We start from the raw sequence: 21,837 nt of genomic DNA on the forward strand, positions 1-21,837 counted from the left end.
GTTACCCACAGTGAGATAGAGATTATTAGAGCCTATCCAATAAAGCGCTTAGTCGATCAAGTTGAGTGTTGACCTCCAGCGCGAGCGCCTGCGTGAAGGTCAGCCCCGTGAGCCGATGCTCCAGTTCGGCGAAGGCAATTGCCATGGCCCCAGCCTCTACAGCGCCCAAAGCTCCGGCCATGCTGTGCAGTTGTCGCGCAGCGGTGTTGATATCACCTCTGTCCAGAGCTGCAAGCGTAGCCAGCCTGTCCTTCTGCATAGTGCTGATAAACAGTTCACGCATTTTTGGCGAGAGCCGCACCGAGTCAACTGCAACTTCAGGCGCGAGGCTGTCACCCGCGACGGCGGCGTGCGCGGGCACTGCCATCTCGGAGTATTCCAATAATTGAGTGCGCAAGGCTTTCAGGTTCAGCGGCTTGACCATCCAGGCGTTCATACCCGCTGCAGCGCAGCGTTCGCCTTCCTCACGCAGAGCGTTAGCGGTCACACCGATAATGGGCAGATCCACATCATGTTGGCGCAGGGTCGCGGCGAATTCATAGCCATTCATGATGGGCATGTTGATGTCGGTCAACACAAGGTCGAACAGGCCAGGCAGCCACTGTGCGAGGGCCTGCTCGCCATTGGCCGCCAAAACGACTGAACAACCCAGGGCTTCCAGTTGTTCCTTGATTATCTGCGAGTTGATAGGGTTGTCTTCTGCCACGAGGACATGCAAGTTCAGGCTTCGGCTTCTTTCCGGCAGTGCTCTGTGGTCAGCCCGGTCGACACCCTGCTGCGCGAGGCTGATGCTCCAGGCAATGGCGCGCACATCATTGGCATCTACATTCCAGCCACTACCCGAATACTCAGGCGGGTTACTCCCATCGGCCATGGCGATAATCCGTGGTCCCGGCCAGGGTATTTCGTTGCCTAATGGCAGCATGTCCACCAGCAATGTTGACGGCCCTGCTTGCAACTGGCCGGAGCTAACCGATTGGGATTCAATACCCAGTCGGTTGAGCCAAGTGCAGAGATGTTGCGTCAACTCCTGCACTGGCGCCCGAACATAGACTGCCGGCGCTCCTGGCTCGAACTCGGGGCAATCGGCCAGTTCCCCCGGCAAGTGCTCAAGCGCCAATTGCAGAGTAAAGCTGCTGCCGAGACCCGGTTCGCTGACCACTTTCAACTGGCCAGCCATCAGCTCACACAGCCACCAGCAAATCGCCAGGCCTAACCCCGCACCCGAATCGTTGACTCCATCGCGGACTTGATAGAAAGGATCAAATAGTCGCGCCTGCTGGGCTTGGGCTATCCCCCGCCCCGTGTCACTGACTTGCCATTGCAGGCTGACGTTTGAGCCATCGGTTTGCAGTACTCGAACCCGCAACACGATCCGACCATGGTCGGTGAACTTGATGGCGTTGCTCAGCAGATTATTGAGTATCTGCCGAATCCGTAGTGGATCACCCCGAACCCGGTTCGGCAGCGTTGCGTCAATACAGGCATAGAATTGCAAACCCTTGGCTTGAGCGAACGCGCTGTAGGTACGTAGGGTGTCCTCCGTCAGTTCCAGAGGACAGAACTCATGAGACTCGATGGTCATCTGTCCGGACTCGATCTTCGAGACGTCCAGCACATCGCTGATCAACTGAGACAAATTCGCGGAAGAGCGTTGGATGGTGTGTAGATAGGCCTGCTGCCGCGGCTCAAGCTTGGTTAGTCCCAGCAGTTCCAGGGTGCCGAGTACGCCGTACAGGGGTGTGCGAATTTCATGGCTCATGGTGGCCAAAAAACGGGTCTTGGCCTCGTTGGCCGAGTCGGCCGCCCGACGGGCTTCCTCAAGGGCTGCTGCGTCCTCAATATGCCGGGTCACGTCGTGAAAGGCACAGAGCCAGGCGTCCTGGCCTTGATAACGAGTAGAAATGAAAGCGACTTGTAAATGGCGGCCATCAACTTCCAGATCGACCTGCCCTGGCTCGGTGAGGCCATGCTGTCGGCTGAGGGCGCTGATCAGTTGGGGAGTATCTTGCCATTGCTGGGCGCGCTGGTTTTCCAGCAACACCTTATGGTCGCCGCAGCGCACCACGTACAGGCCGGTTGGCGCGGTGTCGATCACGGCACGGCTGAATGCCTCGCTCTCGGCAACCTTTTGGTGAGCCTGATGTGCAGGGAGTACAACATGCCTTTTATACCAGCGATTGAAGGCCCAACCGCAAACCAGTCCCGTCAGCACCAGCGCAGCCATACAGAGCAATGGCCACAAGGCGTAATCCACAAAACTTTTGAAACTGATGGTGTAGATCGCCGTCCAGGCGTGTTCATCATGGTTGGTCAGTTTGAAGACCAGGCCGTCACGGTTGAAATTCATCCCTTCACGCAACATGCTCTCCGGTTCAAGTGCACCAATCAGCACTCTACCGGCCGGTGAAATCAGGGTGAATTGGTCGTAGATCGACCACTGCATAATTCGCTCAATGTTGTTGACCTGAGTCAGATTCAGCAAGGACGCGAGCGCCACCCGAGGACTGGCGCCTTGAATATTCGATGTTGTCGAAGCGAGATCAATATTGACGTAGCCGAGGAGGGTTGGCGTCTTCACGTCATCGGACGCTGCGCCGTACCGAACCCAATGAACCTGATTGTCCAACGTCTGGTCATGCAGTTGCTTCTTGACCTGCTTCACGACATCGCCAAATACGCCGCCCTGAATCTGCCCATCTCGACGCAGGTACCCGGTTGCCGGTACCGTGATATCGAAGTTGTCCGGTACGTTGAAAAGAAAGACCTGTGGTGACTGATAGTGCGACGCGGACCAGAACGCGCTGTAGTAATCGCTCAGGTGCGCGGCCAAGGCAAAGACTTTTGGTTGTTCGCTGGCCGCGATTTTATCGGTGGCGATTTTCACACTGAAGGGCAGCGAAAACGAAAACTGCTGCCCTTCATAAACATCCGGTCCTTGGTCGGGCAGTTTTTTTTGCTGAAACAGCGGCGAAATCCTGCCGTCCAGGATGGAGCTTTTTGCACCTTGCTGCTGGATAGCATTAAGGAAGGCTTCCTGTTCGCGAATGTTTTCCATCAGCCGGGCAAAATGAAAGCCCATTGTGTCACGCTGCTCTTCCAACGTGCGCTGCACGCCCAAGTAGCTGATGCCAACCAAGAGCAATACCAGCGCGCCGAGCACTATCAAGCCTTTATTCAGACGAAGAGAGCTGCTGGCAAGTTTCTCCAGTAATGAGTTGGAACGATTCATCGCACAGCCCCGCAGGGGGCGAGCCGATAGCCGTTGAACACAATGACCTCATAGAAAGAGACTTTCGGGTGCATCAGCACACGTTTGTCGGACCGTCATGGCTCAACAACTTTTGGAACTGATCCGGGGCGACAGCATGGGAAATCAGGAAACCCTGGACCTGAGTGCAGTCGATCTTACGCAACAGAGCAAGTTCTTGCGCGGTTTCGACACCTTCAGCTACCACAGTCAAACCTAACTGCCGCCCCAAGCCAACAATACTGGTCAACGCTTGCGCCAGTTCCTCGCTGTCGTTACAGCCATGTACCAGTGCCCGATCGATCTTCAACTCGGTAAACGGTGCCGATACCAGATTCATGTAAGAGCTGTAGCCCTTGCCAAAATCATCCTGCGACAGACCGAAGCCCTTGATCCGCAAGCGGCAGGCACCAGCGTAGAAGTTGCTGATATCGTCAGGCACCGAACACTCCATCAGCTCGAAGCAAATTTTCCCTGGAATACCTTCACGTTTGAGCACGAACGCGAGAATACGGTCAGGCAGGTCATGGCTGTTGAGCAAGTGTGTCGGCAGGTTGATCGACACAGGAATGTCATAGCCCTGCTCACGCCATTGGGCCTGGGCCGCTATGGCCTGTTCCAGAACCCGCCATAACAGGTGCTCTTCCAGACCGAACGTTATGAGTGAGGGTAGAAACATCCCAGGCAAGAGCATGCCGTGCTCAGGATGAACCCAGCGAATCAGCGCTTCAGCGGCGACGATGCGTGCATTGACCAAGGCTTTTTTGGGTTGAAACCAAGCCTGCAATTCGCCGTTATCCAACGCATCAAGGATCGTCTGCCGGTCAATACCGGGTAAGGGTAATGGCTGAGCGGCTTGGCGCAGTCCCTGCAATTGCTCGATCAGGCAGCGCAGGGCCGCTGAATTCACCGGTTTGGAGATCAGCCCTATGACCTTTACCTGCAGGTTGCTGGCCACCAGGCTTGCCCCCATTAGCATTCGGCGCGAGGCCGCACTCATGATCGCCAGCACTGGCCCCGAACGTAAGGCCGCCAGTCCCTGGATGAATTGCACGCCATCCATGCCGGGCATCAGTAGGTCGGTGAGGACCAAATCGAAATTGCGCCGCTTCAAGCAGGCCAACGCTTCTTCGCCGTCGCACGCAGACTCCAGATAAAAATCTCCCAGTTCGCTGAACAAATGCTGCAAGTACACCTGCTGGAAGGGGTGGTCTTCGACTATCAAAATGCTACACGGCTTCATGGGCTGCTCGCTCATAAGGAGCCAGGTAGTTAAACAAGGCTCGCAACGTAAAAGGTTTGACCAGGCAGTGATTCATACCGGCCGCCAGACACAGTGCTTCTTCTCCACGCATGGCGTTGGCCGTCGCACCGATGATCGGCGCAGAGCAACCTTGGCGACGCAGTTCGCGGGCCAACTCGTAGCCGTTGAGTCTCGGCATGTTCACATCGCTGAGGACAATATCGAATGGTGTACTGCGCCATATCGCCAATGCTTCTTCACCGTTGCAAGTCAGCTCCACGGTACAGCCGAGTTCCTCCAGTTGGTCGCGCAGGATCAACTGATTGATCACGTTGTCCTCGGCTACAAGGATGTGCAGGTTAAGTTTGCGCAGGTCGCGATGCTCAATCAGCGGCTGAGGCTTGACCATTCGTACACCCTGGGCCCGGCTTACTGCTTGATAAATAGCGTTCAAGTCATTGATGTTGACCTTCCAGCCACCACACATGGCCTGCGGCTCATTTGAACCATCGCTGGTAGCCAACACCAACGGACCGCCCCACTCTTGCACCAAGCGCGGTTCGATGGAGCCCGCGTGTAGCTCGACTAATACGCACTCCGGGCCAACGTTCTGGTGTGATGGACAACCGATCTGCGGGCGGGCCCCCCACCGCCGCAACCAGCCACTGATGGCTTCGGCCACTTCACGGATCGGTGAGACCACGTAGACTACTTCGGGCAACAGTCCTGTCATCGTTGCCGACAATGAATAGATTGTTGGCTCCTCCAGCGGCAAGGTCAGAGAAAAACTGCTACCCAGACCCTGCTCGCTAACCATGCGGATATTGCCGTTCATCAAGTTTGTCAGGCGCAAGCAGATAGGCAGACCAAGGCCCGTACCGGCGATTACATTGGTATTGCCTCCGGTCTGGTAAAACGGCTCAAAAATGAATGGCTGATCGTCATGTGCGATGCCTCTGCCGGTGTCCGAGACCTGCCATTGCAGACTGGCGCGTTCACCATCGCGGCTGAGCAACTTGACTCGTAACACTACCCGCCCGGAGTCGGTAAATTTGACGGCGTTGCTCAACAAATTGTTGAGGATTTGACGGATACGACTGACATCACCGATAACTCGATCCGGCATTTTCGGGTCCAGACAGGCGTACAATTGCAGGCCCCTGCTCTGCGCCGCAGCCGCATAACCCTGAACCACTTCCCTCACTAGTTCCAGCGCCGAAAACTCGCTCAACTCCAGAGCCAGTTGCCCAGCCTCGATTTTCGATACGTCCAGCACATCGCAAATCAATTGCAGCAAAGTTGCCGATGAACCTTCGATTGCCCGAAGGTAATTTTTTTGCTGGGCATCCAGATCTGTACGCGCCAGTAATTCCAAGGTACCCAGCACCCCATACAACGGCGTGCGAATTTCATGGCTCATGGTCGCCAGGAACAGGGTTTTCGCCTCGTTGGCAGCATCGGCCATCTGTCGGGCTTCATCCAGGGCGACTTCGATTTCAGTGCGCGCACTGATGTCGCTGAACGCACAGAGCAAGACGTCTTCACCTTTGTACCGGGTGGGCGCGCAGCTCAGATAAAGGTGCTTCCCATCGATGGTCTCAAAGTAGTCGCTTAGGGCAGGGTCGAGCGTATCGAAAGCATCGCGAATCCATCCATGGCACAGCTGATCGCGCTCTCCTCCCTGTCCCAGCCATTGCTGAGACAAGGTGTTTTCCAGAACCACCTGACCGTCGGTGCGCCGCAATACGCATAGGGCTACGGGGGCGGTCTGGATGACGTCGCGGCTGAACCGCTCGCTTTCAATTAGGGCCTGAATCCGCATGATCGCTGGCTTAATGAAGCGGCGCTCCATACGATGGGTCAGCAGCCACACCAGACTGATGCTAAAAAGGCAAAACAAGAGAGCAGCGCTCAATTGCGGCCACAGAGTCGACAGCACGGCGCGCAAGTCAATGGAGTACGCGAGTTGCCAGTCGGAAGACTTCAACTGCTTGCGCAACACAACGCGGTCGGGCAGCCAGCTTTCGCCGACAAAGCCAAAGAAGTCTTGTCGCTGAAGGTCCGGCAGATTCTGGCTTGAGTGAGGACTGCGGCTGTTGCTGAAAAGCGGCATGCCTTGGGCGTTGAACATGGTGAACTCGCCTGCGCTGTGGTCACTCAAGGCTCTGGAGACTTCCCGGTCGTCCATCTCCAGACCCAGCCAGCCGGAGTTCACGTCGCGCTCGTCCAGACGAATGAATATGTACAGCTGCGAATGCCCCGCCGACTGATGGGTCAGCCACAACTCTTGAAGGGCGGGGGCGTTGTCACGTTTAAGGGTCTGGAGTTCATTCAGCATGGTTTCGGAGAAATCACCTGCTACTGGTGTGGCGTTGTACAGGCGCGCCACCGTGGTCTCGACATCGCTGCTGACATAGATCAAGTTGACTTGTTGCGCTTTCAAATAATCACGCATGCGCTGGGTCAGCCAGATGTTCCACTGCTTGCCGGGCGAATCGCCCAACAGCAGATGAATTTCTTCTTCGGTCACCGCCGGATCGAACTGCCAGTCGTGGCGCGTAGATGACAAGCTGAGACTTTTGAGAAGTGCTTCACGGGTAGTGAAAAAGGTATGGGCTTCGGCAATCGCACTGCTCATATAGCCGCGCCGCTGAGAAATTTCATTGTTGAAGGTGAACAGTAAAAAGTTATAAACGCCGCCGAGGATGCCGACCAGCAGCACCAAGGCAAAAATACGCAGTAATCGCCGCGCCGCGTCTGGCGTGGAAAGGACTGGATTCAACTGGTGGAGATACGTTTTTAATTTCATTCCGCTACTTTAATTGGAGCAGAAAGCAGGGAAAATCAGACGATTCTTAGTTTCACAGATAGCTCATAATGAAGGATACTTCACTATTGGCAGTACCGGCTTCAAGTCTATTATCGGCAAGGCGAATATAAGCGGCAGATAACGGAATATTGAAATCCGTGCCCGAGGGATTGAAACCATTAAACGTGTATGGCGTGTCTAATTCTATAGGCTGCCCTGCGTCGTTCCTCAACTGCAAGCCAATTCCTTTGGCTGATGATCCGGCGTTCAGCGCAACGACACCATTTTTAGAATCGATAACAGGCGTATTAGCTTTGAGCTGATATGTCACTTTCTGGATGCCTCGCTGACATTGATTCAAGGCAATGTTAAATTTCATCAGCCGAGAGGTTTCGCCGACTTTTTCGAACTCTCCCAGACGATAGCCTTCTCCCATCGCCACCGTTATCGAGGGTGTTTGGCAGGTCGCTGCGTTCACGACTATAGGATTGATTAGATTAAAATTACCCAATACTACTTCACCGGCGCGATACTGACCTAGAGATCCAGCAGGGATCGGGCTTTGCGACAAGATCTCTCCAGACTTGAAAATTTCAAGGCTATAGATACGGGGAGGAAAGTGCATAGTAAAACTTCCCAACTCAAGCGTTGGCGCCGGCAAAGGATTGCCTTCTTTTAGTATTCGAAATGAAAGCCCGGGCACTCCCAAAGGAAATACGCTACCACTAGTCACACTTCCAAAAGCGGGATTAACACTAAATCCGATCAAAGGTTCAAAACAATGAAGTATAGAAGTTCGCACCACACTACTGGAAGTTTCTTTGTAAATAATCGTGCCGTTAGGAGCATCTTGGGGAATCGTAAAATTAGGTGTCAGGCTCTTACCGAAATTTATGGTAAATGTCGATAGCTCTACAACACCGCAACCACCTGCCACTGCCCCTGATGAGTAGGCCAGTACTACCGAAGCAGCAAACGTCAGAAATAAATTCGAATGTTTCATGTTGATACCGATAAGAGTTATCTGAGAGACCAAGCACTCTAGCGACCGTTATAGATTATGAACATAGGACGTTTCTTAGTTTATGGGCGGCTGAAAACTGGAGCGATGAATCCAAACCAAAGGGAAAGCCTGGAAAGAAAAAACCCCCGTAGATACGGAGGTTTAAGCCTTGTGTCAACATATGTTTGCGTGTGTCAAACTTTATTATTTAGTGTCAATCTATATTGTTCAAATCCAGCGGGTCAATGTCAGCTGTGGATAACTTATTCCACCGTCACCGACTTCGCCAGGTTGCGGGGCTGGTCGACGTCGGTGCCCTTGAGCACGGCGACGTAGTACGACAGCAACTGCAGAGGGATGGTGTAGAGGATCGGCGAAAGAATGTCGTGGATGTGCGGCATCTGCACCACATGGGTGCCTTCGCCGTTGGTCATCCCGGCTTTCTCGTCAGCGAATACGATCAGTTCACCACCACGGGCACGGACTTCCTGCAGGTTGGACTTGAGCTTCTCCAGCAGTTCGTTGTTCGGCGCCACGGTGACCACTGGCATGTCGTTATCCACAAGCGCCAGAGGGCCGTGCTTCAGTTCCCCAGCCGGATAGGCTTCGGCGTGGATGTAGGAGATTTCCTTGAGTTTCAAGGCGCCCTCCATTGCGACCGGGAACTGCGCGCCACGGCCGAGGAACAGGGTGTGATTCTTCTCGGCGAACAGTTCGGCGATTTTTTCCACCGTGCTGTCCATCGCCAGCGCTTCGCCCAGACGGGTCGGCAGGCGACGCAACTCTTCCACCAGCGTGGCTTCAACGCCTTTGCCGAGCGTGCCGCGTACCTGACCCAGAGACAGGGTCAGCAGCAGCAGGCCGACCAGTTGCGTGGTGAACGCCTTGGTCGAAGCCACACCGATTTCGCGACCGGCCTGGGTCAGCAGCGTCAGGTCGGACTCACGCACCAGCGAGCTGATGCCGACGTTGCAGATCGCCAGGCTGGCGAGGAAGCCCAGCTCTTTGGCGTTGCGCAGCGCGGCCAGGGTGTCGGCGGTTTCGCCGGACTGGGAGATGGTGACGAACAGGGTGTCCGGCTGCACCACCACCTTGCGGTAACGGAATTCGCTGGCGACTTCGACCTGACACGGAATACCGGCCAGTTCTTCGAGCCAGTAACGCGCGACCATACCGGCGTGGTAGCTGGTACCGCAGGCGACGATCTGCACGTTGCGCACTTTGGCGAACAGTTCGGCAGCCTGTGGACCGAAGGCCTGCACCAGTACCTGACTCGGACTCAGACGGCCTTCGAGGGTGCGTTGGACAACGGATGGTTGCTCATGGATTTCCTTGAGCATGTAGTGGCGGAACTCGCCCTTGTCGGCAGCTTCGGCACCATCACTGTACTGCACGGTCTGACGCTCGACGGTTTTGCCATCTACGTCCCAGATCTTCACGCTGTCGCGGCGAATTTCGGCGATATCGCCCTCTTCCAGGTACATGAAGCGGTCAGTGACCTGGCGCAGGGCCAACTGGTCGGACGCGAGGAAATTCTCGCCCAGGCCCAGACCGATCACCAACGGGCTGCCACTGCGTGCGGCAACCAGACGATCCGGCTGTTGTGCGTTGATCACGGCCAGACCGTAGGCGCCGTGCAGTTCTTTGACGGTGGCTTTCAGCGCGACGGTCAGGTCAGGCTGATCCTTGAGTTTATGGCTCAGCAGGTGCGCGATGACTTCGGTGTCGGTGTCCGAAGTGAACACGTAACCCAGCGCTTTCAGTTGCTCACGCAGGGCTTCGTGATTCTCGATGATGCCGTTGTGCACCACCGCGATATCACCGGAGAAATGCGGGTGCGCGTTACGCTCGCACGGTGCACCGTGGGTCGCCCAACGGGTGTGGGCGATACCGAGACGGCCGACCAGCGGCTGTGCGGCCAGCGCCGCTTCCAGCTCGCTGACCTTGCCCGGACGGCGCATGCGCTCGAGCTTTTCATCGTTGGTGAAAACTGCCACACCGGCGCTGTCATAGCCGCGGTATTCAAGGCGCTTGAGGCCTTCGAGCAGGATGGCGGTGATATTACGTTCAGCAACTGCGCCGACAATTCCACACATGCTTATTTCTCCTGACTGACAGCCGCGCAAATCACGCTGATACCGCGGGCCTGTATCTGATCGCGGGCCTCTTGTGGCAGGCGATCATCGGTAATGAGGGTATGGACGCTGCTCCACGGCAGCTCCAGGTTGGGAATCTTGCGGCCGATCTTGTCGGCCTCGACCATCACGATGACTTCACGCGCCACGTCGGCCATCACCCGGCTCAGGCCAAGCAACTCGTTGAACGTCGTGGTACCGCGCACCAGATCGATGCCATCGGCGCCGATAAACAACTGGTCGAAGTCGTAAGAGCGTAGTACCTGCTCGGCCACCTGGCCCTGGAAGGACTCCGAATGCGGATCCCAGGTGCCGCCGGTCATCAGCAGCACCGGCTCGTGTTCGAGTTCGCTCAAGGCGTTGGCCACGTGCAGGGAGTTGGTCATCACCACCAGACCCGGCTGCTGGCCAAGCTCGGGAATCATCGCCGCAGTGGTGCTGCCACTGTCGATGATGATGCGGGCGTGCTCGCGGATACGTTTGACGGCGGCGCGGGCAATCGCCTGTTTGTACTTTGAAACGCTTTGGCCCGGTTCAGCGACCAATTCCTGCGGCATGGTGATCGCCCCGCCGTAACGGCGCAGCAACAGACCATGGCTTTCCAGTGCGGCCAGATCCTTGCGAATCGTAACTTCAGAAGTTTCGAAGCGCTTGGCCAGTTCATCCACACTGACTTCGCCCTGCTCATTGAGCAAGGCGAGGATATTGTGTCGGCGCTGGGGTGTGTTGCGTTTCGACATGGCGGCTTAAGTTTCGATTCGAAAGATAACGGAAGCAATCAAAACCTATCGGCCATAAATCGTCAAGCGACAGATCGAAAATTTTAGAAACGACCCAGACGAATGTGGGAGCGGGCTTGCTCGCGAATGCGGAGGGTCAGTCACTGAAATGTGAAACTGAAACACCGCATTCGCGAGCAAGCCCGCTCCCACAGTGCAGCTGTGGATAAATCAGCTTTTCTTGATCTTCTCCGGCCGCTTCCAGCCATCAATATTTTTCTGCCGCGCCCGACCCACGGCCAACTGCGCGTTATCCACATTCTGCGTGATAGTCGAGCCAGCCGCCGTGGTTGCACCGGACGAGATATCCACAGGCGCCACCAACGAGTTGTTGGAGCCGATGAACACGTCCTCGCCCAACACGGTTTTCCACTTGTTGGCGCCATCGTAGTTGCAGGTAATGGTGCCCGCGCCAATGTTGGTGCGGGCGCCGATTTCCGCGTCGCCCAGATAGGTCAGATGCCCGGCCTTGGCGCCCTCACCCATGCGCGCGTTTTTCAGTTCGACAAAGTTACCCACATGCGCGCGTGCTTCAAGCACCGTGCCCGGACGCAGACGGGCGAACGGACCGGCATCGCTGCCTTCACCCAGCACCGCACCTTCGATGTGGCTGTTGGCTTTGATCACCACGCCTTTGCGCAGGGTGCTGTCCTTGATCACGCAGTTCGGGCCGATCACCACGTCGTCCTCGATGACAACATTACCTTCGAGAATCACGTTGATGTCGATCAGCACATCGCGACCGACGGTGACTTCGCCACGCACATCGAAACGCGCCGGGTCACGCAGGGTCACGCCTTGCGCCATCAGCCGGCGGCCGGCGCGCAGCTGGTAATGCCGCTCCAGTTCCGCCAGTTGCTTACGATCATTGGCGCCCTGCACTTCCATCGGGTCGTGCGGTTGTTCAGTGGCAACCACCAAACCATCGCTGACCGCCATTTCGATCACGTCGGTCAAGTAGTACTCGCCCTGGGCATTGCTGTTCGACAGGCGGCTCATCCAGTCGGCCAGACGATTGGCCGGGACGGCGAGGATGCCGGTGTTGCCTTCGGTGATTGCGCGCTGGGCTTCGCTGGCATCTTTGTGCTCAACGATGGCTGCGACCTTGCCGTCAGCATCACGCACGATGCGGCCGTAACCGGTCGGATCTTCCAGCTCGACGGTCAACAGGCCCATCTGCCCCGGTACGACATGTTTAAGCAGGCGCTGCAGGGTTTCGACCTCGATCAATGGCACGTCACCGTAGAGGATCAACACGGTGTCGGCGCTGATGAACGGCACAGCCTGAGCCGTTGCATGACCAGTGCCCAATTGCTTGTCCTGCAGCACGAAATTCAAATCGTCAGCCGCCAGACGCTCACGCACCACATCGGCACCGTGGCCGATCACCACATGAATGCGCTGTGGATCGAGCTGCCGTGCGCTGTGGATAACATGCCCAAGCATGGAATTGCCGGCTACCGGGTGCAGCACTTTCGGCAACGCCGAACGCATACGGGTGCCTTGACCGGCCGCGAGGATAACGATTTCGAGAGACATGACTGGCTACCAATCCTGGGTGGTCAGCAACTGCGACCGGGTTGTAAAAATCGGAAAAGAAAAAAGGGTAGCCGAGGCTACCCTTTTTTATCAATCGCACAACAAGTGGCTGACGGATTAACCGCCAAACTTCTTGCGGATCTGCTGGACGGTGCGCAGCTGAGCTGCAGCCTCGGCCAGACGTGCGGACGCAGCTCCGTAATCGAAATCTGCGCTCTTCTCGTGCAGAGCAGCTTCGGCAGCCTTGAGAGCTGCCTGGGCTTGAGCTTCATCCAGGTCGGCGGCACGTTGCACGGTATCGGCAAGCACCTTGACCATGTTCGGCTGAACCTCGAGGAAACCACCGGAGATGTAGAACACCTCGGCTTCCCCGCCTTGCTTGATCAGGCGGATCGGACCTGGCTTCAGATTAGTGATCAGCGGCGCGTGACCCAGAGCGATACCAAGATCACCCAGTGCACCGTGCGCAATCACCATCTCGACCAGGCCGGAAAAGATTTCCCCTTCCGCGCTGACGATATCGCAATGGACTGTCATAGCCATCTGATTGCCTCAACCTAAATTAGCGCCCGTTGCCGGGCGCCGGGATTACAGTTTCTTGGCTTTCTCGATCGCTTCTTCGATGCCGCCAACCATGTAGAACGCTTGTTCTGGCAGGTGGTCGTAGTCACCGTTGAGGATGCCTTTGAAGCCAGCAATGGTGTCTTTCAGGGAAACGTATTTACCCGAAGCACCGGTGAAGACTTCAGCCACGAAGAACGGCTGCGACAAGAAGCGCTGGATCTTACGAGCACGGTTAACCAACTGTTTGTCGGCTTCCGACAGCTCGTCCATACCCAGGATCGCGATGATGTCTTTCAGCTCTTTGTAACGTTGCAGAACGTACTGAACGCCGCGAGCGGTGTCGTAGTGGTCCTGACCGATTACGTTCGGATCCAGCTGGCGCGAAGTCGAATCCAGTGGATCTACCGCTGGGTAGATACCCAGGGAAGCGATGTCACGGGACAGAACGACGGTGGCGTCCAAGTGGGCGAAGGTGGTCGCTGGCGACGGGTCGGTCAAGTCATCCGCAGGTACGTATACCGCCTGGATCGAGGTGATCGAACCTTCTTTGGTCGAAGTGATACGTTCTTGCAGAACGCCCATCTCTTCAGCCAGGGTCGGCTGGTAACCTACTGCCGAAGGCATACGGCCCAGCAGTGCGGACACTTCAGTACCGGCCAGGGTGTAACGGTAGATGTTGTCGACGAACAGCAGAACGTCGTTACCTTCGTCACGGAACTTCTCGGCCATGGTCAGGCCGGTCAGGGCTACGCGCAGACGGTTTCCCGGCGGCTCGTTCATCTGACCGTAAACCAGTGCCACTTTGTCCAGAACGTTGGAGTCCTTCATCTCGTGGTAGAAGTCGTTACCCTCACGAGTACGCTCACCCACACCGGCGAACACGGAATAACCGCTGTGCTCGATGGCGATGTTACGGATCAGTTCCATCATGTTTACGGTTTTGCCTACACCGGCACCACCGAACAGACCGACTTTACCGCCTTTGGCGAACGGGCAAACCAGGTCGATAACCTTGATGCCGGTTTCCAGCAGGTCGTTGCCGCCTGCTTGCTCAGCGAACGAAGGTGCTGCGCGGTGAATGCCCCAGCGCTCTTCGGTGTCGATTGGACCGGCTTCGTCGATCGGGTTACCCAGAACGTCCATGATCCGGCCCAGAGTCGCTTTACCGACCGGTACGGAGATGGCTGCGCCGGAATCGGTAACTTCCAGACCGCGCTTCAAGCCCTCGGTGGAACCCATCGCAATGGTACGAACCACGCCGTCGCCCAGCTGTTGCTGAACTTCCAGAGTGGTTTCGGCCGCGCTGACTACTTTCAGCGCGTTGTAGATGCTCGGTACGCTGTCGCGTGGAAATTCCACGTCGATAACGGCGCCGATGATTTGAACGATACGTCCGCTACTCATAGCTGGATCCTCTGAATATTTGAACCGTTAAACCGCGGCAGCGCCGCCGACGATTTCCGAGATCTCTTGGGTGATCGCAGCCTGACGCGCCTTGTTGTAGATCAGCTGCAAATCGCTGATCAAATCACCGGCGTTGTCGGTAGCGTTCTTCATCGCGATCATCCGCGCAGCTTGTTCAGCTGCGTTGTTCTCGACCACCGCCTGGTACACCTGCGACTCCACGTAGCGCACCATCAAGCCGTCAAGCAGCTCTTTGGCGTCTGGTTCGTAGAGGTAGTCCCAGTGGTGCTTGAGTTCTTGATCCGGGGTTGCCACCAGTGGAATCAACTGCTCCACGGTAGGCTGTTGTGTCATGGTGTTGATGAACTTGTTGGATACCACGGACAGGCGATCGATACGGCCCTCCAGGTAGGCATCCAGCATCACCTTGACGCTGCCGATCAAATCATTGATCGACGGCTCTTCACCCAGGTGGCTGATAGCTGCAACGACGTTACCGCCGAAGTTGCGGAAAAAGGCCGCACCCTTGCTACCGACTACACACAGATCAATCTCGACGCCGTTTTCGCGGTTTACCGCCATGTCCTTGACCAGGGCCTTGAACAGGTTGGTGTTCAAGCCGCCGCACAAACCACGGTCACTGCTCACGACGACATAACCGACGCGCTTTACTTCACGGTCGATCATGAACGGGTGGCGGTATTCCGGGTTGGCGTTGGCCAGATGCCCAATTACCTGGCGGATACGCTCCGCATAAGGACGGCTGGCTGCCATGCGCATTTGTGCCTTGCGCATTTTGCTCACCGCCACTTTTTCCATGGCGCTGGTAATTTTTTGCGTGCTTTTGATGCTCGCAATCTTACTGCGAATCTCTTTTGCGCCTGCCATGTAACACCTATCAGGTTAGCAAGCGGGAGCCTTGCGGCTCCCGCTGCGGCTTACCAGGTTTGGGTGGCCTTGAACTTCTCGATACCGGCTTTCATGCCAGCGTCGATTTCGTCATTGAAGTCACCTTTAACGTTGATCTTGGCCATCAAATCGGCGTGATCGCGGTTGAAGAAAGCAATCAGCGCTTGTTCGAAGCTGCCGATCTTGGCGATTTCAATGTCAGTCAGGAACCCACGCTCAGCGGCATACAGCGACAGCGCCATGTCAGCGATCGACATTGGTGCGTATTGCTTCTGCTTCATCAGCTCGGTAACGCGCTGACCATGCTCAAGTTGCTTACGGGTCGCTTCGTCCAGGTCAGAAGCGAACTGGGCGAATGCCGCCAGTTCACGGTACTGAGCCAGAGCGGTACGGATACCACCGGACAGCTTCTTGATGATCTTGGTCTGAGCGGCACCACCCACACGGGATACCGAAACACCGGCGTTCACTGCAGGGCGGATGCCCGAGTTGAACATGGCCGATTCCAGAAAGATCTGACCGTCGGTGATGGAAATCACGTTGGTCGGAACGAACGCGGAAACGTCGCCAGCCTGGGTTTCGATGATTGGCAGTGCGGTCAGGGAACCGGTTTTGCCGGTCACTGCGCCGTTGGTGAACTTCTCTACGTATTCTTCCGAAACGCGGGATGCGCGCTCCAGCAGACGGGAGTGGAGATAGAACACGTCGCCTGGGTAAGCTTCACGGCCTGGTGGACGGCGCAGCAGCAGGGAAATCTGGCGGTAAGCCACTGCTTGCTTGGACAGATCGTCATAAACGATCAGCGCGTCTTCACCGCGGTCGCGGAAGAATTCACCCATGGTGCAACCGGAGTACGGTGCCAGGAATTGCAGCGCAGGAGATTCCGAAGCACTGGCAGCCACGATGATCGTGTTGGCCAGGGCGCCGTTTTCTTCCAGCTTGCGAACCACGTTGGCGATGGTCGATTGCTTCTGACCGATCGCTACATAGACGCAGAAAATGCCGCTGTCTTTCTGGTTGATGATCGCGTCGATCGCCAGAGCGGTTTTACCGATCTGACGGTCACCGATGATCAGCTCACGCTGGCCACGGCCGACAGGGATCATGGCATCGACAGCCTTGTAGCCAGTCTGTACAGGCTGGTCTACCGACTTACGCCAGATCACGCCCGGTGCAACTTTCTCGACCGCGTCGGTCAAGGTGTTGCCCAGTGGACCTTTGCCGTCAACAGGGTTACCCAGTGCATCGACTACGCGACCCAGCAGTTCCTTACCCACCGGAACTTCGAGGATGCGGCCGGTGCACTTGGCGCTCATGCCTTCAGCCAGACTGGTGTATGCGCCCAGTACAACGGCACCTACGGAGTCTTGCTCCAGGTTGAGGGCCATACCGTAGACGCCGCCCGGAAACTCGATCATCTCGCCGTACATGACGTCGGCCAGACCGTGAATCCGCACGATGCCGTCAGATACGCTGACGACAGTGCCTTCGTTACGGGCTTGGGAGGTCACATCGAGCTTGTCGATGCGGCCCTTGATAATTTCACTTATTTCGGAAGGATTGAGTTGCTGCATTGCTCTGCTGCCCCTTCAAACTCAAGATTTCAATGCTTCGGCAAGTTTCGCGATTTTGCCGCGAATCGAGCCATCGATAACCAGGTCGCCGGCGCGGATAACGACACCCCCTATAAGGGCAGCATCCTCCGCAACTTGCAGGCGCACTTCCCGGTTGAGTCGTGCACTGAGAACCTTGGCGAGTTTGTCTTGCTGTTCTTGGTTCAATGCGAAAGCACTGGTCACTTCAACGTCTACCGACTTCTCTTGTTCGGCCTTGTACAGGTCGAACAGAGCGGCGATCTCCGGCAGAAGCGGGAGACGGTCGTTTTCGGCAACGACATTGATGAAGTTCTGTGCCTTGGCATCAAACTTGTCGCCGCACACGTCAATGAACGTGGCGGCCTTTTCTGCGCTCGTCAGTCGCGGGGCCTTGAGCACGCGCTGCATGGTGTCATCTTGTGACACCGCTGCAGCCAGGCCGAGCATGGCTGACCAATTGGCCAGTTGCTGGTGGGCCTGAGCGTGCTCGAAGGCCGCCTTAGCGTAAGGTCGGGCCAACGTGGTCAGTTCTGCCATGATCGCCCTCGCTTAGATTTCAGCAGCCAGTTGGTTAACCAGCTCTGCGTGCGCGTTTTGATCGATTGTGGCACCCAGGATCTTCTCGGCGCCGCCGACAGCCAGCAAGCCCACTTGGGCGCGCAGCTTGTCTTTGACACTGTTCAGTTCCTGTTCGATCTCGGCTTGAGCCTGAACCTTCACACGGTCAGCGTCGATACGGGCTTTTTCAACAGCCTCTTCAACGATCTGGTTACCGCGTTTCTTGGCTTGCTCGATGATTTCAGCTGCCTGAGCTTTCGCTTCGCGCAGTTGCTGACCCGCTTTCTCTTGGGCCAACTCCAGGTCGCGAGCTGCACGGCTGGCAGCGTCCAGACCATCAGCGATCTTCTTTTGACGTTCGTGCAGAGCAGCGATGACCGGAGGCCATACGAACTTCATGCAGAACAGTACAAAAATCAGGAACGCAACGGACTGGCCAATCAGGGTCGCATTAATGTTCACGCCAACACCTCGCAGTTACGTTGTCCATCACACCAAATTACTCGGAAGAATCCGGGTAATTAGCCAGCGATCTGACCAACGAACGGGTTCGCAAAGGTGAAGAACAGAGCGATACCAACACCGATCATGGTTACGGCGTCGAGCAGACCGGCAACGATGAACATTTTAACTTGCAGCATTGGAACCATTTCTGGCTGACGCGCTGCGCCTTCCAGGAACTTGCCGCCCAGCAGGCCGAAACCAATTGCGGTACCCAGTGCGCCCAGGCCGATCAACAGTGCAACAGCGATAGCGGTTAGACCAACTACAGTTTCCATCTTTCCTCCCGACTTTTACGTCGTATGGTTTAGGTTTTTTAGATTAAAGCGGTAAAACAAATCGTTTCAGAGGCCCGGTTAAGAGCCCCCTCCCGTTTGACCGGGAGGGACATCAGATCAGCCGAGGCTGCTCTTAATGGTTTTCTTCGTGCGCCATCGACAGGTAGACGATGGTCAGCATCATGAAGATGAACGCCTGCAGGGTGATGATCAGGATGTGGAACACAGCCCACGCCCACTGCAGAACAACGCCCAGGCCACTCAGCCAGAGCAGGCCGCTGCCGAACATCACAGCGATCAGAATGAACACCAGCTCGCCGGCATACATGTTGCCGAACAGACGCAGGGCCAGAGAGATCGGCTTGGCGATCAGGGTCACGAATTCCAGCAGGAAGTTCACCGGGATCAGCAGGGCCTGAACGAAGATGTTCTTGCTGCCGAACGGGTGCAGGGTCAGTTCGCCGATGAAGCCGCCGATGCCCTTGACCTTGATGCTATAGAAAATGATCAGTGCGAAAACCGAGAACGCCATGCCCAGGGTCGCGTTCGGGTCGGTGGTCGACACGGCACGGAACGGGATGTGGTGGTCGCCGGTGATCAGGATGGCCAGCTGAGGAATCCAGTCGACCGGTACCAGGTCGACGGCGTTCATCAGGAACACCCAGACGAAGATGGTCAGTGCCAGCGGTGCGATCACCGGGCTACGGCCATGGAAGCTGTCTTTCACGCTGCCATCGACGAATTCGACCAATACTTCAACGAAGTTCTGCAAAGCACCTGGCTGACCCGATGTTGCTTTCTTTGCCGCCATGCGGAAAAGGAAAACGAAGATCAGACCCAGCGCGACCGACCAGCCGAGGGTATCGACGTGGAAAGCCCAGAAGCCCATTTCCTTGGCTTCTGCTGCGGTATGGGCAAAGCCCCAGCCGCCGTTAGGTAGCTGACCGAAGGTCAGGTTCTGCAAGTGGTGCTGGATATAGCCCGAAGCGGTTGTTTCTGCCATGGTTGCCTCAAACGCCCTAAGGTCTCGAAAGTCTTGTTCTCATCAGCAGGGGAGCGAACCAGCTGACCGACTGAGTCAGCACGAAAGCGCCGAATACTGCGATCGGCGCCAATGGCTTCACACCTGCAAACACCAGTGCAAACAGCACTGCCGTCAAAATCAGTTTGCCTGCCTCGCCGGCATAAAATGACCGGACGATGGACTGGGCTGCTCGGGCGCCGGAAAACCGAAATGCCTTGTGAGCGAAATAAACATTGGGCAGCAAGGCTATCAGGCCTCCGCAAAGTCCCGAGTATCCGGCAACGACTCCGTGCCATTGCCAGAGCGCCAAAGCGGCAATGAGCAAAATGACAAATTGAGCCATCAACACCGGAAAAACCGCCAGGCGATGGAACGGCAGGCGGTTTGGCTTGCGGGTTTCCATCACGTTTGCTCTCCAATGGTCGGCTGCCAGAATTCAATAACTTGGCATAATTTGTGCCGACAAAATGCGCGCAGAGTATAGGGGCGGTTCTGCCCCTATTCAACTGTCAGGTAGTGATTTCCGACTGCGCGCTACATGAGGAAATGTTTCAGCGGATGTGTGCGAGCACACCTTGAAGCTCATCGAGGGAGTTGTAACCGATCACCAGCTGACCTTTTCCCTTCTTGCCGTGGCGAATCTGCACCGCAGAGCCTAGGCGCTCGGCCAGACGCTGTTCGAGCCGGGCGATATCCGGGTCGGGTTTGGCCGCTTCCACAGGCTCCGGTTTGCCACTCAACCACTGACGAACCAGTGCCTCGGTTTGGCGCACAGTCAGGCCGCGTGCGACAACATGTCGCGCCCCTTCCACCTGCTGATTGTCCGGCAGACCGAGCAAAGCACGGGCATGACCCATTTCCAGGTCACCGTGGGACAGCATGGTCTTGATGACTTCAGGCAGTGCAATAAGTCGCAACAGGTTAGCCACAGTCACGCGGGACTTACCCACAGCCTCGGCCACCTGCTGTTGAGTGAGCTGGAATTCCTGCTGCAGACGCTGCAAGGCGACGGCTTCCTCAATCGGGTTCAGGTCTTCACGCTGGATGTTCTCGATCAGCGCAATGGCGATCGCGGTCTCATCCGGCACATCACGAACCATCGCCGGGATAGTTTCCTGGCCGGCCTGCTGGCTGGCGCGCCAGCGGCGTTCGCCGGCGATGATTTCGAAACGGCCACCGCCAATCGGGCGCACCACGATCGGCTGCATCACGCCTTGCGCCTTGATCGACTGCGCCAGCTCTTCCAGCGCCTGCGGGTCCATGTCGCGGCGTGGCTGGTATTTGCCACGCTGCAGCAGGTCCAGCGGCAGATGTTGCAGTTCACGGGTATCGGCCTGCGCCGCCTGTTCTTCCAGCGCGCTGACGGTCGGACCACTCAGCAGTGCATCCAGTCCACGTCCGAGACCTCGTTTCTTGACGGCCATGGGGATTCCTTAAGTTGGCTGGGCAGCGGCGATGCGTGAATTTTTGCGCTGACGGCGAACCATCTCGCCCGCCAGGGCCAAATAGGCCAGCGCGCCGCGCGATTGCTTGTCGTAGGCCAGTGCCGGCATACCGTAGCTCGGTGCTTCGGCCAGGCGGATGTTGCGCGGGATCACCGTGTCGTACAGCTGCTCGCCAAAGTGTTCCTTGAGCTGCGCCGAAACATCGTTCATCAGGCTCAGCCGCGGGTCGTACATGGTGCGCAGCAGACCTTCGACCTTGAGGTTGGGGTTCAGCAGTTCGGCGATGCGCTTGATGTTATCCACAAGGTCGCTCAAGCCTTCGAGCGCAAAGTATTCGCACTGCATGGGGATAATCACCCCGTCAGCGGCGACCAGTGCGTTCAATGTGAGCATCGACAGCGACGGCGGGCAGTCGATCAAAATGTAATCGTAGTTTTCACGGATCGGCGCCAGCGCGCTGCGCAGACGGCTTTCCTTCATCTGCATTTCCAGCAGAACCACTTCTGCCGCGGTCAGGTCGCGGTTGGCCGGCAGCAGTTGATAACCGCCGTGCTCGGAGTATTGCATGGCCTGGGCCAGATCGCATTCGCCGATCAGCAGGTCGTAGACCGAGTTTTCCAGGCCATGTTTATCCACACCGCTACCCATGGTGGCGTTGCCCTGTGGATCGAGATCGATCAACAGCACCCGGCGCTTGGTCGCGACCAGGGATGCTGCGAGGTTGATGCAGGTGGTGGTCTTGCCCACACCACCCTTCTGGTTCGCTATCGCGAATACCTTAGCCATTCTTGCTTGTGTTCC

General features: G+C 56.7%; 18 protein-coding genes. All 18 read right to left on the bottom strand.

The window, feature by feature from the left end; translation table 11 throughout:
• Positions 1-25 precede the first annotated feature (25 nt).
• The 18 genes from KCG87_RS02975 to KCG87_RS03060 all read right to left on the bottom strand — a co-directional run bounded on the left by KCG87_RS02975 (position 26) and on the right by KCG87_RS03060 (position 21,822).
• Positions 26-3,232 (bottom strand): hybrid sensor histidine kinase/response regulator, encoded by a 3,207-nt coding sequence (locus KCG87_RS02975; protein ID WP_210556228.1) that lies wholly within the window; start codon positions 3,230-3,232, stop codon positions 26-28.
• Positions 3,233-3,305: 73 nt separating this feature from the next.
• Entirely contained in the window at positions 3,306-4,493 is a 1,188-nt protein-coding gene (locus tag KCG87_RS02980; protein WP_210556580.1) for an EAL domain-containing response regulator, read from the bottom strand.
• Positions 4,480-7,302 carry an ATP-binding protein gene (locus tag KCG87_RS02985; RefSeq protein WP_210556227.1) on the bottom strand — a complete coding sequence of 941 codons (2,823 nt, stop codon included), beginning with the start codon at positions 7,300-7,302 and terminating at the stop codon, positions 4,480-4,482. The genes KCG87_RS02980 and KCG87_RS02985 overlap by 14 nt, the downstream gene beginning before the upstream one ends.
• Before the next feature lie 52 nt (positions 7,303-7,354).
• The gene (locus KCG87_RS27410; RefSeq protein ID WP_246881612.1) at positions 7,355-8,305 is read right to left on the bottom strand and encodes a fimbrial protein; all 951 of its coding nucleotides are present in this window, start codon (positions 8,303-8,305) and stop codon (positions 7,355-7,357) included.
• A 263-nt stretch (positions 8,306-8,568) separates the two neighbouring features.
• Complete coding sequence (gene glmS, locus KCG87_RS02995; protein WP_210556226.1) at positions 8,569-10,401, bottom strand: glutamine--fructose-6-phosphate transaminase (isomerizing); 1,833 nt, start codon at positions 10,399-10,401, stop codon at positions 8,569-8,571.
• A gap of 2 nt (positions 10,402-10,403) precedes the next feature.
• Complete coding sequence (locus KCG87_RS03000) at positions 10,404-11,180, bottom strand: DeoR family transcriptional regulator (protein WP_098966413.1); 777 nt, start codon at positions 11,178-11,180, stop codon at positions 10,404-10,406.
• 210 nt (positions 11,181-11,390) lie between these two features.
• Complete coding sequence (glmU, locus tag KCG87_RS03005; protein WP_210556225.1) at positions 11,391-12,758, bottom strand: bifunctional UDP-N-acetylglucosamine diphosphorylase/glucosamine-1-phosphate N-acetyltransferase GlmU; 1,368 nt, start codon at positions 12,756-12,758, stop codon at positions 11,391-11,393.
• Between the two features lie 117 nt (positions 12,759-12,875).
• Complete coding sequence (locus KCG87_RS03010) at positions 12,876-13,301, bottom strand: F0F1 ATP synthase subunit epsilon (RefSeq protein ID WP_007954164.1); 426 nt, start codon at positions 13,299-13,301, stop codon at positions 12,876-12,878.
• A gap of 45 nt (positions 13,302-13,346) precedes the next feature.
• On the bottom strand, positions 13,347-14,726 hold the full coding sequence (atpD, locus tag KCG87_RS03015) for a F0F1 ATP synthase subunit beta (protein WP_027610292.1): 1,380 nt from the start codon (positions 14,724-14,726) through the stop codon (positions 13,347-13,349).
• A 27-nt stretch (positions 14,727-14,753) separates the two neighbouring features.
• The gene (gene atpG, locus KCG87_RS03020; RefSeq protein WP_010565870.1) at positions 14,754-15,614 is read right to left on the bottom strand and encodes a F0F1 ATP synthase subunit gamma; all 861 of its coding nucleotides are present in this window, start codon (positions 15,612-15,614) and stop codon (positions 14,754-14,756) included.
• A gap of 50 nt (positions 15,615-15,664) precedes the next feature.
• A complete protein-coding gene (atpA, locus tag KCG87_RS03025) occupies positions 15,665-17,209 on the bottom strand; it encodes a F0F1 ATP synthase subunit alpha (protein WP_047596971.1) in 1,545 nt (514 codons plus the stop codon).
• 21 nt (positions 17,210-17,230) lie between these two features.
• Positions 17,231-17,767, bottom strand: coding sequence for a F0F1 ATP synthase subunit delta (locus KCG87_RS03030; RefSeq protein WP_007911956.1), 537 nt, complete (start codon positions 17,765-17,767; stop codon positions 17,231-17,233).
• Positions 17,768-17,779: 12 nt separating this feature from the next.
• The gene (locus KCG87_RS03035; protein ID WP_011336718.1) at positions 17,780-18,250 is read right to left on the bottom strand and encodes a F0F1 ATP synthase subunit B; all 471 of its coding nucleotides are present in this window, start codon (positions 18,248-18,250) and stop codon (positions 17,780-17,782) included.
• A gap of 59 nt (positions 18,251-18,309) precedes the next feature.
• Positions 18,310-18,567: a F0F1 ATP synthase subunit C gene (gene atpE / locus KCG87_RS03040; RefSeq protein ID WP_003097235.1), complete on the bottom strand. Its 258-nt coding sequence runs from the start codon at positions 18,565-18,567 to the stop codon at positions 18,310-18,312.
• A gap of 133 nt (positions 18,568-18,700) precedes the next feature.
• Entirely contained in the window at positions 18,701-19,570 is an 870-nt protein-coding gene (atpB, locus tag KCG87_RS03045; RefSeq protein ID WP_007960779.1) for a F0F1 ATP synthase subunit A, read from the bottom strand.
• A 16-nt stretch (positions 19,571-19,586) separates the two neighbouring features.
• Positions 19,587-19,994 (bottom strand): F0F1 ATP synthase subunit I, encoded by a 408-nt coding sequence (locus KCG87_RS03050; protein WP_003229783.1) that lies wholly within the window; start codon positions 19,992-19,994, stop codon positions 19,587-19,589.
• Positions 19,995-20,142: 148 nt separating this feature from the next.
• Entirely contained in the window at positions 20,143-21,015 is an 873-nt protein-coding gene (locus KCG87_RS03055; protein WP_007960777.1) for a ParB/RepB/Spo0J family partition protein, read from the bottom strand.
• A gap of 9 nt (positions 21,016-21,024) precedes the next feature.
• The gene (locus tag KCG87_RS03060) at positions 21,025-21,822 is read right to left on the bottom strand and encodes a ParA family protein (RefSeq protein ID WP_098966416.1); all 798 of its coding nucleotides are present in this window, start codon (positions 21,820-21,822) and stop codon (positions 21,025-21,027) included.
• Positions 21,823-21,837: the final 15 nt, after the last annotated feature.

Source organism: Pseudomonas sp. MWU347 (genome assembly GCF_017947305.1).
GTDB classification, from domain to species: Bacteria; Pseudomonadota; Gammaproteobacteria; order Pseudomonadales; family Pseudomonadaceae; genus Aquipseudomonas; species Aquipseudomonas putida_A.